The 14,581-nt window shown below is 65.8% G+C and carries 9 protein-coding genes; all 9 read right to left on the reverse strand.

Features of this window, described 5'->3' with window-relative positions; genetic code table 11:
• Positions 1–50: 50 nt before the first annotated feature.
• The 9 genes from addA to A9K65_RS02340 all read right to left on the reverse strand — a co-directional run bounded on the left by addA (position 51) and on the right by A9K65_RS02340 (position 14,578).
• Positions 51–3,569: a double-strand break repair helicase AddA gene (gene addA, locus A9K65_RS02300; protein WP_064992860.1), complete on the reverse strand. Its 3,519-nt coding sequence runs from the start codon at positions 3,567–3,569 to the stop codon at positions 51–53.
• Positions 3,566–6,700, reverse strand: a complete 3,135-nt coding sequence (addB, locus tag A9K65_RS02305; RefSeq protein ID WP_064992859.1) for a double-strand break repair protein AddB — start codon at positions 6,698–6,700, stop codon at positions 3,566–3,568. The genes addA and addB overlap by 4 nt, the downstream gene beginning before the upstream one ends.
• On the reverse strand, positions 6,697–7,425 hold the full coding sequence (locus A9K65_RS02310) for a nucleotidyltransferase family protein (RefSeq protein ID WP_064992858.1): 729 nt from the start codon (positions 7,423–7,425) through the stop codon (positions 6,697–6,699). Before A9K65_RS02310 ends, addB begins: the two co-directional genes overlap by 4 nt.
• Positions 7,422–8,933, reverse strand: a complete 1,512-nt coding sequence (tsaE, locus tag A9K65_RS02315) for a tRNA (adenosine(37)-N6)-threonylcarbamoyltransferase complex ATPase subunit type 1 TsaE (protein ID WP_064992857.1) — start codon at positions 8,931–8,933, stop codon at positions 7,422–7,424. The genes A9K65_RS02310 and tsaE overlap by 4 nt, the downstream gene beginning before the upstream one ends.
• Positions 8,934–8,941: 8 nt before the next feature.
• On the reverse strand, positions 8,942–11,497 hold the full coding sequence (locus A9K65_RS02320) for a PAS domain-containing sensor histidine kinase (protein ID WP_064992856.1): 2,556 nt from the start codon (positions 11,495–11,497) through the stop codon (positions 8,942–8,944).
• A 199-nt stretch (positions 11,498–11,696) separates the two neighbouring features.
• Entirely contained in the window at positions 11,697–13,097 is a 1,401-nt protein-coding gene (gene ahcY, locus A9K65_RS02325) for an adenosylhomocysteinase (RefSeq protein ID WP_013528332.1), read from the reverse strand.
• A 175-nt stretch (positions 13,098–13,272) separates the two neighbouring features.
• Entirely contained in the window at positions 13,273–13,569 is a 297-nt protein-coding gene (locus tag A9K65_RS02330) for an HPr family phosphocarrier protein (protein ID WP_013528333.1), read from the reverse strand.
• Positions 13,566–13,967, reverse strand: coding sequence for a PTS sugar transporter subunit IIA (locus tag A9K65_RS02335; protein ID WP_010912939.1), 402 nt, complete (start codon positions 13,965–13,967; stop codon positions 13,566–13,568). The genes A9K65_RS02330 and A9K65_RS02335 overlap by 4 nt, the downstream gene beginning before the upstream one ends.
• A gap of 164 nt (positions 13,968–14,131) precedes the next feature.
• A complete protein-coding gene (locus A9K65_RS02340; RefSeq protein WP_198327552.1) occupies positions 14,132–14,578 on the reverse strand; it encodes an HPr kinase/phosphorylase in 447 nt (148 codons plus the stop codon).
• Positions 14,579–14,581: the final 3 nt, after the last annotated feature.

The raw sequence follows: 14,581 nt of genomic DNA on the forward strand, positions 1-14,581 counted from the left end.
GTCCCACCAAATGTGGTGGTGATCGCGCCCTTCTTCAAGCAGGTGTTGTGTCACGCTCCCGTGAGTCGAGCAAGGGCGTCGTCCATGGCGCTGGCAGGCAGTTCGATCAGCCGCGGCGCCTCGGTGAACAGCAAGGCCGCCTTGACCGTGCGGCCGGGATAGAGCGGCTGCAACAGCGCGCGGTAGAGCGCCAACTGCAGGACATAGGCCGGCGGCACCTCGGCCAGAGTGGCGGGCGCCGGCCGGTTGGTCTTGTAGTCGACAATCGATACCGTGTCCGGCGTTACCGCCAGCCGGTCGATCTTGCCGGAAATCGAGCGCTTCTTGCCCTTGACCTCCAAGCTGCCCATGATCGCAACCTCGGCACGCGACGATGGCGCAAACAGCTGACCGAAGCCGGGATCGGCAAGGATCGATGTGACCGACGCCAGGGCCTTTTCACGCTCTGATGGCGGCCAGTCCGCACCAGTTCGCAAGAGATAGCGTTCTGCCGCTCCCGCACGTTCGGGCTCGGCAATACCGGGCAGCATCTGCAGCAGTTTGTGGAGGGCGAGCCCACGCAGCACGGCAAGGCCGGGCTCGGCATCGGCGTCGAGCACCGGCGACGCCTTGTCGACAACGGCTTGCTTGCCTTCGTCGATCAGCGCCGAGGCGCCCGATGGCGACAACGGACGCGGCAGATCCTCGAAGGGCGGCAAGGGCCGGAACAGCGTCGCCGGCAAAGGCCCGAAAGCGTCGGCCTGCCGTACCTGATCGGCGGAACTTGGCGCGACGGGGGGCAGCTTGGTGACATGGAAACGGTGCACCGGCTCGCCGCCGGCGGGATGCGCACGCTGCTCGCTCTCCGGCGCACCGATCAGCGCGCGGCTGACGATCGAGTGCCAGGTGCCGGCGTTCGGCGCCCGCTTGCCATGATAGCCGCAGACGATCAGCCGGTCCTCGGCACGGGTCATGCCGACATAGAGCAGCCGGCGGTATTCGTCGTCGGCGAGTTCTCGTGCCCTTGAGGCCGCCGCTTTCGAAAAACCGTTGGCGACCTCGCTGGCCGAACGCCAGAGATAGCCCTTGCCGTCCCAGTTCGCGCCGGAGCCATCGAAGGGCATCAGGCGCGGCAAATGCTGGTCGCTGAACGGCGCGGAACCGCCATCGACCAGGAACACGACGGGCGCTTCCAAGCCCTTGGCGGCGTGCACGGTCATGACCCGGATCTCGTCGCGGGTCTGGTCCATCTCGCGCTTGATCTCGGGACCGGCGTTTTCCAGTGTCGACAGGAAGGCTTCGAGCCCCGGCAGGCCGGTTCGCTCCTCGGCAAGGCAGAAGCTGAGGAACTCGTCGAGAATATCGCCGGCTTCGGGCCCGAGCCGCGCGATCATCTTGCGGCGCACGCCATCGCGCGCCAGCAGGGCGGCGTAGAATTCGAACACCGGCTTAAACGCGGCTTCGTTCGTCCAGATGTCGACCTGGGCGACGATCTTCGCCAGTCTCTCGCTTTCGCCGGCGTGCTGTCGCAGCGATGCGATCAATGACAGGCCGGCCGGCCTCTGCGCGGCGAGCGTGAAAAGCGCCTCTTCCGGCAGATCGAAGATCGGGCTGCGCAACACGGCGGCAAGCGACAAATCGTCCTGCGGCTGGATGAGGAGGTGACCGAGCGCGATCAGGTCCTTGACCGCGATGTGCCCGGGCAGGCTCAACCGGTCGGCGCCGGCAACCGGAATGTCGCGGCGTTTGAGTGCGCGGGTCAGGGCATGGACGAAGCGATCGCGCTTGCGCACCAGCACCAGCACATCGCCCGGCCGCAGCCGCTTGCCGCGGCCTTCGATGATTTCGCCACTGCCGATCCAGCCGGCGATGGTGGCGGCGACGTTCTCGGCCACGCGCACCGCCGGCGCGTGGGCATGGTCGATGGCTTGCGTCCAGTCGTCGGGCTCATCGACAACATCGGCGCCGACCGACGGCCACACCTCGACATAGCCCGGCGCGTCGGTGCGGATCGCCTGGTGGCGAAGCGGATCGGGATCATGACTGATGCCGCGCCGCACGGCTGGATCGGCGAAGACGCGGTCGACCGCGGTCAGAACATCGTCGGTCGAGCGGAACGACCAGGTCAGCTTGAGATCGGCGAAGGACGCCTCGGCGTCACGCACTCGTCCGGCAAACAACAGCCGGCTGTCGGCGAAGGAGTCCGGGGCCGCACCCTGGAACGAATAGATCGACTGCTTCTCGTCGCCGACGGCGAACACCGTGCGATGGACCCTGTCGCGTGCGCCAAAGCCGGCAAAGAATTCCTCCGCCAGCCGTTTCACCACTTCCCATTGGTCCGGACTGGTGTCCTGCGCCTCGTCGAGCAGGATGTGGTCGATGCCCTGGTCGAGCTTGTACTGCACCCAGGGGCCGGCGTCCGGCCGCGCCAGCAGGTTGACGGTGCGGGTGATCAGGTCGTTGAAATCGAGGAAGCCGCGGCTGCGCTTCAGCATTTCGTAGCGGGCGATCAGCCAGTCGGCGATGGTCAGCGCGGCAGCCGTGCCTTCAAGCATCCGGAACAGGGCCAGCCGATCGGTGGTTTCGACTATGGCGTTGGCGGCCGAGAGATAACGCTCCGCCAGATCCGGCAACCGGTCGACCAGGGCCTTCTTGAAGGCCTTTGCCGGGTCGTAAGCGTCGCCATCGGTCTTGAGGAAGGCTCGCGCGAGCAGTTGCAGGCGGCGAATGGGATCGCCCTCGGCAAAGGCCTGCCGCGCATAGGGCAGGATGTTGTTCAGCACCGATCTGGCGTCGGTGGCCTCGGCGGCGTGGGCGAAGCCGGCAAAATAGTCGGGCAGGAAGCCCGGCAACGGCCATACCGAAGCGGCTATGCCCTCGGCTGTCTGGCCTGGATGGAAATGGAATTCGTCGAACAGGGCCTGGAAGTGCGTGCCATCGCGCCCGACCGCGTCGATGAAATGGCGCAAGCCGTCGCGCTTGCGCACAATCTCACCCAGCAAGGCGTCGAGCCCGGCTTCGCCGCCCCGATCGAGAATGGAGGCAAAAGCCTCGGCCAGATCCCTGTCACCGGCGGACGTGCCCGAAATCATCTCGCGGCGCGCCGCGGCAAACAGCGATGCCTCCATCTGGCCGTCGAGCATCTCGAAATGGGCCGGGATGTTGGCCTCCAGCGGGAACTGGTGCAGCACCGATTCGCAGAAGGCGTGGATGGTCTGGATCTTCAGCCCGCCGGGCGTTTCCAGCGCCTCGGCGAACAGGCGCCGCGCCCGGCGCATGGTCTCGAGATCGGGCCGGCGCCTCTCCAGCGCCTCGACCTTTGCCGTCAGATCCACGTCACCAAGCGTCGTCCACTCCGACAGTGTCGAAAAGACCCGGTTCGACATGTTGGCGGCGGCGGCGCGCGTATAGGTCAGGCACAGGATCTTCGACGGATCGGTGCCGCGCAGCAGCAGCCGGATGACGCGCTGGGCCAGCACATGGGTCTTGCCGGAGCCGGCATTGGCCGACACCCAGGCGGAATTGCCGGGGTCGGCGGCGCGGGCCTGGCTGGTCGCGGTGTCGCTGGGAATGGGATAGGCCTTCTTCATGCCTCCCCTCCCTCGTCGCCGGCATCGCCGCCTGCCGACCATTCGAGCACGCGGGCAAGATGGTCGTAGTCGCCATCCGTCTCGCCTTCGCGGAACGGCAGCGCGCGCGACAGATACCCGGTCGCAGGGTCCGCATAGTGGATCAGCAGCTTTTCCAGCCGTGCCCAAGCCTCTTCGGCAAGATCGGTCGCGGTTCGCGGCTGGCGGTTGTGTTCGAGGATGGATTCCTCGAACACCTCGCCATTCGGCTTCAGCCTGATGAAAGCCAGTTGAGAGGGCTCACGCACGCCCAAATCCTTGAAGGCGCCGCGCCTGAGCAGCGCGCCCTCCAGCGCCAGTTGCGGCGCAAGCAGTGTGTGCGCCTGCGCCTTGGACGGCGAGGAGCCGGTCTTGTAGTCCAGTATGTCGGCCATGCCGCCGGCCAGAAGGTCGACGCGGTCGGCGTAGCCGGACAGCGTCACGCCGGATTGGCCGACAACGGTCTTTCCGGCGCGCTCCTCGGCATGGCGCCTTGTCACAGCATCAGCGCGCGTGCGCTCCCACTCGATGATGTTGGCGGCGAGTTTCTCGAAGCGCGGCCACCACACCGCCTCGACATCGGCCGGAAGGGCGGCTTCGGCAAAGCAGGCGCGGCCGGCGGCGATGAGGCCGGCAAGCGCATCGGGAGCGCGCGGATCGGCGACGCTGCCTGAGAACAGGTGCAGGATGGCGTGAAACAGCGTGCCGCGCTCGGCCGCACCAGGATCGCGAATGACCGGATCGAGCGGCATCAGGCCGAGGATGCGTCTTGCATAGACGGCGTAGGGATCACGGCGCAGGGTCTCGATCTCGGTGACCGAGAAATGCGTCGGGCGCACCGACGGCGGCGGCTTCGGCTGCGGCCGTGGCGCGAAATCCTGCCTTGGGCCGGCATCCAGCGCGCGCGCCCAGGCGAGCAGCTCATCGCCACGCCGTCGCAGCTCCGCTGCCTGGTCGCTGCCGATGAAGGTCAGCAGCCGCCGAAGCCAGCGCGACGGCACGGCGGGTGCATCGCCGGCACGTGCCGAGCGGGACAGCACCACCTTCCCGGCGCCCATGGCTATCTGGAAATCATGCGCGGCAAGGCCGATACGCCGCTCGGGCGGCTCGAGGTCGATGCCGGTCTTCATCAGCCGCGACATGAAGCGGTCGCTCTCTGGCTTGCGCGGCCATACGCCCTCGTTGAGCCCGCCGATGACCAGCGTGTCGACGGTCTGCAACCGGGCTTCCAGCGCGCCCCAGATGGCGATGTTCCGGTCGGTGCCTTGTGCCGGCTTGACCGTTTCAGGCGCGATCAGCGCCGCCATGATGTCGGGCCACTCGGTCGCCGCGAAGGACAGCGAAGCCGAAGCCGCGACCAGCCCGCGCAGCAGTTCGGCAAGCTTCTCGCCGGCGTCACCGGCATAGATCTCGCCAAGACCCCCGTCGGCGGAGCGCCCGAGATTTTCGAGTGTCACGACACTGGCCCTGACAAGCGCGGCAAGGTCGGCGTCATCCCGGCCTCGGAAGGCTGCGAGCGGCGCCAGCGCCTGCTTGAGACGTTCGAGCAAATTCCGCGCAGTTTCGATAGAGCGCACGGTCAGCCGGGAAAACCAGAAGGGCTGCCGGCTGCCGCCGCCCAAGCCGGTGAGGCGGGCTTCGAACAGTTCCGGTAGCGAAACGATGTCGGGGCGGCCGGTCCCGCCGCGCAACGCCACCAGTTCGATCAGCTCCGCCGCGTGGCGCACATCGGCCCGTTCGAGGCCGAGGCCGAGCAGCGGATGCTTGAGCAGCGACAGCAGGCCAACCGGATCGCCTGGCCGGAACAGTGCCTCGAGCGCCAGCCTGAGCAGGCTGGCCGCCGGGGTGTTGGCGAGCGGTGTGCCACCGGAATCGTCGGCAACGACGCCGAAGCGCTGGAGCTCGATCGAGACGCGCCGCGCCAATGCGCGGTCGCCGGTGACGAGAGCCGCCCTTTGGCCGGGCTGTTCGACCGCGCGCTTGAGCGCGACGGCGATGGCGACGGCCTCATCACGTTCGCTGGCGGCTTCGAGCAAGGTCACCTCGGCGAAGGCGCCGGCAATGTCGGACGCCGGGAAACCGGCACGTGTCTCGGCCCAGAGTTCGGTGGTTTCGGCCGGCCGCAGCGCTTCGCCGACAAGGGCAGCGCGAAGCGCACGTCGCGGTTCGGCCACGCCAATCTCCTCGACGTCGCCGCGCAATACGCCGATCTTGCCGATCAGCCTGGCCAAGCCATATTGCGGGTGGCCGAGTACGGCTGGACGCGCGCCAGGCGCGGCAATCGCCTGGAACGACGCTTCGTCCAGCGTTCGGTCGAGACCCGGCAGCACGATGGCGCCGCCGGGCAGGCGCGCGATCGCGGCAAGCAATTCGGCCGTCGCTGGTATCGAGCCGGTCGAGCCTGCGGCGATGACCGGGCCGGCGGGCGGATTGCGCTGCAGCCGCGCCGCCTCGGCGCGGATCAGCGCGCTGCGATGCGCGGCCGGATTGGAGCGGTCGCTTTCCGCGAGGAATTTCGGCCAGGCTTCGGTGACGATGCCGAGGAATTCGAGCGTCACCTGCCACCATCCGGCGAGATTGCCGGTCACCAGATCGGTGAGCTTGGCCCAGTCGGTGCCTTCCGTCTCGATCTCGTCCATCAGCCGGGCGAGATCGCGCGCCAGCCAGATCGCGTCGGCGGTGGAAGCCGGGATGACGATCTCCTCGGCGAAAAGGGCGGCGACATGTGCCGGCAGCCGGCGTTTCCAGGCGCGCACCAGCGGCGTCAGCAGCAACAGGCGTTCGGTTGCCGAAATCGGCGGCGCCAGATCGATGGCCGCCGATGCCTCGGTCTCGAACGCAGCCTCATCCTCGTCGAATTCGCCGAGTGGCCGGATGACCGGCAGGATCGCCGAGCCGCCGCCGCCGCGTGCCGCCAGGCTGTCGACGAAGACACCCCGCAAGGCACGCGCGGCACGGCGTGTCGGCACATAGATGGTGACATCGACCAAAGCGAGCGGGTCGCCGTCGAATCGAAACCCCGGAACAAGACGACCGGCAAGCAGCGCCTCGGCAAGCGTCGGCAGAAACGGCGCTCCGGGCGGGATCGAGAAAACGCGGCTGGAGCCGCTCATTGCGACTCGATGAGCGCACCGGCGACCGCCGCTTCCGCGAGCGGTACGGCATCGGGCGTGCCGACGGTGATCCAGTGGCCATGCATGGGCATGCCGAACAGGCGCCCTGCGGCGATGGCGGAATCGAAATAGGCGTTGAGCGAGTGCGGCCCGGTCGGTGCGCCCTTGAACACGCGCGGATGGACGATCGCCGCGCCGGCATAGATCAGCCCCGCCGGATCCCCCTTTGAACGCCGCAAGCCGCCATCCGGCGCCACCAGGAAATCGGTGCTGCCGCAGTGTCCGGTCGCCTGTTGGAGATCCGCCAGCATCAGCAGAATATCCATTTTCGCCGCGTCCCATGCAAGGGCGAGGCGCTGGAGATTGAGAGGACCGTCATCGATCCAGAAGGTGTCGGCATTGAGGATGTAGAAGGGTCGCTCGCCCAGTTCCGGCAGCGCCTTGACGATGCCGCCGGCCGAATCGAGCAGTTGTTCGCTCTCGTCGGAAATGACGATTTTTGGCGCGCGGCGCGCGGCGACATGGGCGAGGATCTGTTCGGGAAAATAGTGGATGTTGACCACGGCCTTCGCGACACCGGCGGCAGCCAGGCTGTCGAGGCTCCAGTCGAGCAACGTCTTGCCGGCAATCCTGACCAGCGGCTTGGGAATGGTGTCGGTAATCGGCCGCATGCGTTTGCCAAGGCCGGCGGCAAGTACGATGGCGGTGTCCGGTCCTGCTGTCACAGCGCTCGCTCCTCCAGCAAACCGTGGGCATCGTAGAACTCGCGCAGGCTTGCCAGCGCCGGATGAGACAAGGCCCGGCGCAGATAATCGCGAATGCGCGGCAGGTGTTTTAGATAATAGGGCTTGCCGTCGCGCTTTTCGAGGCGGACGAAGATGCCGAGGATCTTGGAATTTCGTTGCGCCGCCATGATGGCGTAGGATTCCAGGAAGCTTGCCTCGTCGAAAGCACCGGCTGCGTGGCGCGCCGCGACATAGGCATCCAGCGTCTTTCTCTCGATCTCGGGCGACATCGTAACACGCGCGTCCATGGCCAGCGAGGCGACGTCATAGGCGGACGGGCCGATCAGCGCGTCCTGGAAATCGACGATGCCCAGCCGATCATGCCCTGAACGGTCGCCGCGCCAGATGATGTTGGGCGAATGAAAGTCGCGCAGCATCAGCGTATATTCGCGGCCGTGCAGCCGGTCGAGGAGCGCGCCCCATTGCTTGTGGTAGCCGGCGCGCAAGGCACCGCTTGCCGTGCTGCCCGTTATTGCCGGCACGTACCAGTCGACCAGCAGATCGGCCTCGATCATCATGGCCTCGCGGTCGAAAGGCGGGACATCGTGGAAGCCGCCATGCCCTGTTTCCAGGCGCTGCGGCCAGGTCCTGCCATGCATCATGGCCAGCAGCTCGGCCGCCGCCGCGCAGCGCTCGGGCAGCGGCTGGCCATCGCTGCCGAGGAACCCTTCCGAGCCAAGATGTTCGAGTAGCAGGAATCCCTGCTCCTGGTCCTCGGCATGGATTTCCGGAACGCTGACGCCGCCTGCCTTCAAGGCGCGGTCGATGGCGACGAAAGCGGAAACCGACTGGGCGGTGTGGGCGATCTCGGCATAGGGCTTGCCGTCGCGGACCGGCGGGCCGAGCACCAGCCGTGGCGAGTTCATCAGCACTTGCGGCTTTTGGCCCGGCAGCGAAACGATCTCGTAAGAGCGGGCAGAAGCATCGCCAATGAAATGGCGGCGCTGCGCTTGCGCCCAGCCGGCGCTCACGAGAAAGTCGCGCATGGCCAGCGACCGTGCGGCCCGATCGAAGGCAGGTCCCTGCCCCGACAATCGTGCCAGCCGGCCGTCGCCATGCTGGACGAGCTCGATCAGGACCGTGGTTTTCGGCAGATGGGCTTCCGCCCGCTCCGGCCATTCGACCAAAGCAGCACCTTGCGCCAAGGCTTCGTCGAACCCAAGCTCATCGATCTCGTCGGCCGAGGACAGGCGGTAGAGATCGAAATGATGCACCGGAATGCGGGTGTCGTAGCTCTGCACCAGCGTGAAGGTCGGGCTCGGAACGTCGAGGCCGGCATCGTCGGCCAAGGTCCTGATCAAGGCCCGCGCCAGCGTCGACTTGCCGGCGCCCAGATCGCCCTTCAGGGCAAGCACGTCGCCTGGGCGCAGCGACAGCGCCAGATCTTCGCCCAGCCGCGCTGTCTGGGTCTCGTCGGCGAGTAATCGCTCCAGCACCAATCCGGTCATCGAACGCGCTACTCGGCCGCGGCACGGATGCCCGGCATGTCTGGAAAGGTGCAGATGACGGTCGTGCCCTTGTCCTTGCCGGTTTCGATGCGAACGCTGCCGCCATGCAGCTCGACGAAGCTCTTGACGATCGACAGGCCGAGGCCGGCGCCGCGCCGGCGGCCGCCATTGGCGCGCGGCTCGAAACGGCGGAACACCGAATCGAGCACATCGGGCGGCATGCCGGGACCGTCGTCATGAACCGAGAATTCCACCCCGTCCGCCAGATGGCGGCAAGTGAGCCGTATGGTGCTGGCTTCCGGGGCGTAATTGGCGGCGTTGCTGAGCAGATTGTAGAGGATCTGGCGGACGCGGACCTCATCGCCGTGAAACGTCTTCGGCGCCGAGGCTGCTTCGACCTCGAGCCTGATCGAATGCTCTTCCAGCCGGTCGGCCACCAGTTCGGCCGCAGCGGCGATGGTGCGATCGACCTGCACCTCGGAAATATCGAGCTGCATGATGCCGGCGTCCACCGTCGCCAGGTCGAGTATGTCGTTGACGATGGTGAGCAGGACCGCGGAGGAGGAGCTGACATGCTCGACATATTCCCGCTGCTTCTGCGTCAGCGGACCGGTCGTGGGCTGTGACAGGAGTTCGGTGAAGCCGATGATGTTGGTCAGCGGCGAGCGCAGTTCATAGGAAACATGCTGGACGAATTCGTTCTTGAGCTGGTCGGATTTTTGCAGCGCCTCGTTCTTGTCCTTCAGCGCCCGCTCGACATGGACGCTGTCGGTGACGTCGACGAAGGTCATCATCACCTGCCCGTTGGGCAGCGGGATCATGGCGTAACTCAACACGTTGCCGTTGTTGAGCTCGGTCTGTCCGTGGCGGTCGCGGCGCTCGTCGTCGAAGCCGGTGACGGCGGCAACAAAGCCGGGCCAGGGGCTGTCCGCCGCCTGCCGGTCGCAAAGGTCGCGGATGGTGGAAACATGGACGCTGGGCTTGGCCGCTTCGCCGCTCAATCCCCAGAGCGTGGCAAAGGCAGGATTCGACAGCCGGAGCCTGCCGTCGGGTCCGAACACCGCTACGCCTTCGGCAAGATTGTCGAGCGTCTCGCCCTGGACCCGCACCGCTGTCTGGTAGCGGCTCTCGAGGTCCATCTTCTCGGTCAGGTTCTCGAACACCCAGGTCACGCCGCCCTTGGGCTGGGGGTTGGCGACGACGCGGATGGTCTTGCCATCCGGCAGATGCCACCAATGTTCCTGGGATTCCACAGCGCGATAGGCGCCGAGCAGGCCTTCCTTCCAGCGGCGCCATTCAGGCTGTTCGGCGATCTTGCCTTCGCTGCGCAGCCGGTCGAGCAGCAAGGCATTGTCTGGAGCGCTGTGCAGGAAGCCTGCATCCAGGCCCCAAAGCTTCTGGAAGGCCTGGTTGAAGAACCGCAGCTTCTCGTCGGTGTCGAAAATGGCGACCGCCGTGTTGAGCTGGTCGAGCGTGTCGGCGTGGCTTCGCACCGTCCGTTCGTATTCGCCGCGAACGGCTTCGATGGCACTGGTGTCGCAGGCAAGGCCGGCCGAGCCATCGCTGCCGGCGAAATCGGTGACCGCGAACACACGGCGATCGCCTTCGATCACGGTGGACAGCGACTGCTCGAAAACCGGATGCGTCCTGTGCTGGGCGGCAATCGCATCGCGCGCCTGGCCGCCGAGGAACTCTTTCTTCTCCCGAACCGCGGCTTCGGCATTTTCGGCTTCGACGGCATCGGCATAGGCGCGGTTGACCCACCTCAGCCCGCCATCCTCGCTGCGGAGCCACGCCGGCATGTTCAGCGCGTCGAGCAGGCCGATCATCGTGTCGTGGTCGGCGGCCAGCCGCTGGTTCTCGATCTTCAGCCTGGCCTGGCTGCGCTGCGTCTCCGAGAGCGAGACGAAACGCACGAGCACATGCGCGGCACTCTTGCGGCCATGCACTTCGAGCGGCGCACCGGCCTGCGATTCGACGACCAGGTCGAAGGGTTTGGCCTTTTCGCGCAATCCCGCGACGGCATGTTCGAGTGCCGCCGCCGAACGCGGCATCAGCCAGCGGCCGAAAGCAAGAAAAGCGGCCCTATCCTCGGGAGCGCCGCTTTCGACGGGCAATGTGCCGATGAGCTCGGGCTTCTTGTTTTCCGCAGCCCAGACGACGACGCGCTGGTCGCGCAGATTGAGCAGCGCCTCGGAACGGCGGAGCGCCGCGTTGATGTCGGCGAGGCGGCTCCTGAGTTCGACATTCTCCGCCGAGGTGCGGGCTCTTTCGCGGATGAGAACGATGGCCGATATCAGTGCGGCACCCGTCACGCCGACGAACACTGCAAGCTGCATGACATCAATGGCGCTCACCGACAGTCCGGCGACGCTGGCAACAGCGGTCTCGGCATGCGCGGCGGCGCCGGCCAAGGGCCCCGCGAGCGCGGAGGTGGCAAGGAATGTCGACGCGCGGGCGCGCCAGGACAGGCTCCCCCCTTCCAGGGCGGAGCCAGCAATCCCCGAATCGTCATGGCCGCCGGAAACGGCCCGTCCCGCTCTGTGCGGGTGTTGCCCCGGCATGTCTTGGTCCTCTCCGCCGCCTGAATGCAAGACCGCCCTGATGCGTGCCTCTCTTGACCCTCTCGGGCTGGAAGCATCGCCGAATCACCTGACAATAACCCCTCGCCGAATCGGCGTGAAGGCTGATGGCGCGCAAAAATAAGGCCGGGCGAAAAGTCAATCGCCCGGCCTCAATATCTGGTAGTAATTTTAGCTTTGGTTAATAGCGGTAGTGTTCCGGCTTGAACGGACCCTGCGGCGTGACGCCGATATAGGCGGCCTGTTCACCCGACAGTTCGGTCAGGCGGGCGCCGAGCTTGTCGAGATGCAGGCGCGCGACCTTTTCGTCGAGATGCTTGGGCAGGACATAGACCTGGTTCTCGTACTGGCCGGGCTTGGTGTAGAGCTCGATCTGCGCCAGCACTTGGTTGGTGAAGGATGCCGACATGACGAAGCTCGGGTGGCCGGTGGCGTTGCCGAGATTGAGCAGCCGTCCTTCCGACAAAAGGATCATCCGCTTGCCGTCCGCGAAGGTGATCATATCGACCTGCGGCTTGACGTTGGTCCATTTCAAATTGCGCAGCGCGGCGACCTGGATCTCATTGTCGAAATGGCCGATGTTGCCGACGATGACCATGTCCTTCATCGAGCGCATATGGTCGAGGGTGACGACATCCTTGTTGCCGGTGGTGGTGATGACGATGTCGGCGGTGGGCGCCGCATCTTCCAGCGTGACGACTTCAAAACCGTCCATCGCCGCCTGCAGGGCGCAGATCGGATCGACCTCGGTGACCTTGACGCGGGCGCCGGCGCCCTTGAGCGAGGCCGACGAGCCCTTGCCGACGTCGCCATAACCGCACACGACAGCGACCTTGCCGGCCATCATCGTGTCGGTGCCGCGGCGGATGCCGTCGACCAGCGATTCCTTGCAGCCATACTTGTTGTCGAACTTCGACTTGGTGACCGAGTCGTTGACGTTGATGGCAGGGAAGGGCAGCAGGCCCTTCTTCTGCAGCTGGTAGAGCCGGTTGACGCCGGTGGTCGTCTCTTCGGTGACGCCGCGGATCGCCGCCTTCTGCTTGGTGAAGAAGCCGGGCGAAGCCTTCAGGCGCTTCTTGACCTGGGCGTAGAAATATTCCTCTTCCTCGCTCTGCGGGTTGGACAGCACGTCCTCGCCGGCCTCGGCGCGGGCGCCGATCAGGATGTACATGGTGGCGTCGCCGCCATCATCGAGGATCATGTTGGAGAGGCCGCCATCGGCCCACTGGAAGATCTTGTCGGTGTAGTCCCAATACTCCTCCAGCGACTCGCCCTTGACGGCAAACACCGGGATGCCGGCCTCGGCGATGGCCGCGGCCGCATGGTCCTGGGTCGAGAAGATGTTGCAGGAGGCCCAGCGGATATCGGCGCCAAGCGCCTTCAGCGTCTCGATCAGCACCGCCGTCTGGATGGTCATGTGCAGCGAGCCGGTGATGCGCGCACCCTTGAGCGGCTGCTTGGGGCCGAATTCCTCACGGCAGGCCATCAGGCCCGGCATTTCGGTTTCGGCGATCTCGAGTTCCTTGCGGCCCCAGCCGGCAAGCGAGATGTCGGCGACCACATAGTCCTTGCTACCCGTCATGGCAGTGCTCCGAATTGTTATGCTGCGAATGGTTGCGGATGCGCCCGCGCCGGTCGGCGCGTCCAAGGGCGCGAATTGCCGGCCTGACTAGCAGATCGGCGTGAAGACGACAATGGGATATAAAGAAATCTTTATCCCTGCATGTCTCGCGGGTGCATATGGGCGCTCTACCAGATCAGCATTCCTCGCCGAAGCGGGACGCCACCAGTTGCTCCAGGGCGTCGATGACCTGCTGGGCCTCCGGCCCGCTGGCGGTGACGCGGATCGAATAGCCGGGGCTTGCCGCCAGCATCATCAGGCCCATGATCGAGGTGCCGCCAACCTTGACGCCATCCTTCTCGACATGCACCGAGGCATCGAAGCCGCTGGCCAGCTGGACGAACTTCGCCGAAGCGCGCGCATGAAGGCCGCGCTGGTTGATGATGGGAAAATCCCGGACTATCTGATCTTTTTCCGGGGACAGCGCGGTCATTTGCTGCTCAGGAGCTGGCTGGCAACATTGATGTATTTGCGACCGGCGGCCTGGGCCTCATCAAGGGCGGCCGCCATGTTGTCGCCCTTGCGGATCGAGGAGAGCTTGATCAGCATCGGCAGATTCATGCCGGCGATCACCTCGGTGCGGCCGGACTCCATCACCGAGATGGCAAGATTGGAGGGCGTGCCGCCGAACATGTCGGTCAGCACGATGACGCCCGCCCCGGTGTCGACCCGGGCAACCGCGTCGACAATGTCGCGCCGACGCTGCTCCATATCGTCGTCGGCACCGATCGCCACGGTTTCGAAATTGTCTTGTGGCCCGACGACATGTTCGACGGCATGTCGGAACTCGGTGGCCAGTTGACCGTGCGTTACAAGCACGAGTCCGATCATTCTTTGGTGGCTCCCGTCATCGCCGCTTCACAGGCGCATTTTATGCTCGCCAGCCAATCCAGGCGGCGGGAGCGCTATCTTGTCGACGCGCGGCCCGTTGACAAGCCCAAAATTGCGCAGGCGCATGCCATTTTGACGCATTGCAGCAAAAAACCCGGAGCGGATCATAGAAAAGGCGCGATCGACAGCCGCGCCATCACGACCGGTAAGGCCGCCGGGATATTGCGTTCGACCACATCGACCTGTGGCACCAGACAACCCACGATGCTGCTTGCGGCATCCTCCTGGAAGCGCGGCGCTTCATCGGCCGGCACCAGGTGGACATGCAGGTCGACGAGGCCTGCCGGCTCGAATGGCAGAGGCCGGGGGCCGAGCCCAGGCACCTCGACGAGGCCTTCTATGGCGGCGGGAGCGCGGCACAGCAGCCGCCCGGCATGCGCCTCGACAAAGAGCTGATCGTCACCGACGAGCCGCGCGAACGATCCGCGCTGGCGACAATGATCGATGAGCGCCAGCGCCAGCGCCGTCTTGCCCGAGCCGGAGGCTCCGGTGACGAGAATGCCGCGCTCGCCGATCAAAACCATTGTCGCGTGAATGTTTTCAGGCTGCACGGC

Source organism: Mesorhizobium sp. WSM1497, from assembly GCF_001672455.2.
Classification (GTDB): Bacteria; Pseudomonadota; Alphaproteobacteria; order Rhizobiales; family Rhizobiaceae; genus Mesorhizobium; species Mesorhizobium ciceri.

Coding starts and splice junctions, on each gene's coding strand:
- ahcY (WP_013528332.1), bottom strand. CDS start 13,097: ATGACGGGTAGCAAGGACTATGTGGTCGCCGACATCTCGCTTGCCGGC.
- A9K65_RS02335 (WP_010912939.1), bottom strand. CDS start 13,967: ATGATCGGACTCGTGCTTGTAACGCACGGTCAACTGGCCACCGAGTTC.
- tsaE (WP_064992857.1), bottom strand. CDS start 8,933: ATGACCGGATTGGTGCTGGAGCGATTACTCGCCGACGAGACCCAGACA.
- addB (WP_064992859.1), bottom strand. CDS start 6,700: ATGAGCGGCTCCAGCCGCGTTTTCTCGATCCCGCCCGGAGCGCCGTTT.
- A9K65_RS02320 (WP_064992856.1), bottom strand. CDS start 11,497: ATGCCGGGGCAACACCCGCACAGAGCGGGACGGGCCGTTTCCGGCGGC.
- addA (WP_064992860.1), bottom strand. CDS start 3,569: ATGAAGAAGGCCTATCCCATTCCCAGCGACACCGCGACCAGCCAGGCC.
- A9K65_RS02330 (WP_013528333.1), bottom strand. CDS start 13,569: ATGACCGCGCTGTCCCCGGAAAAAGATCAGATAGTCCGGGATTTTCCC.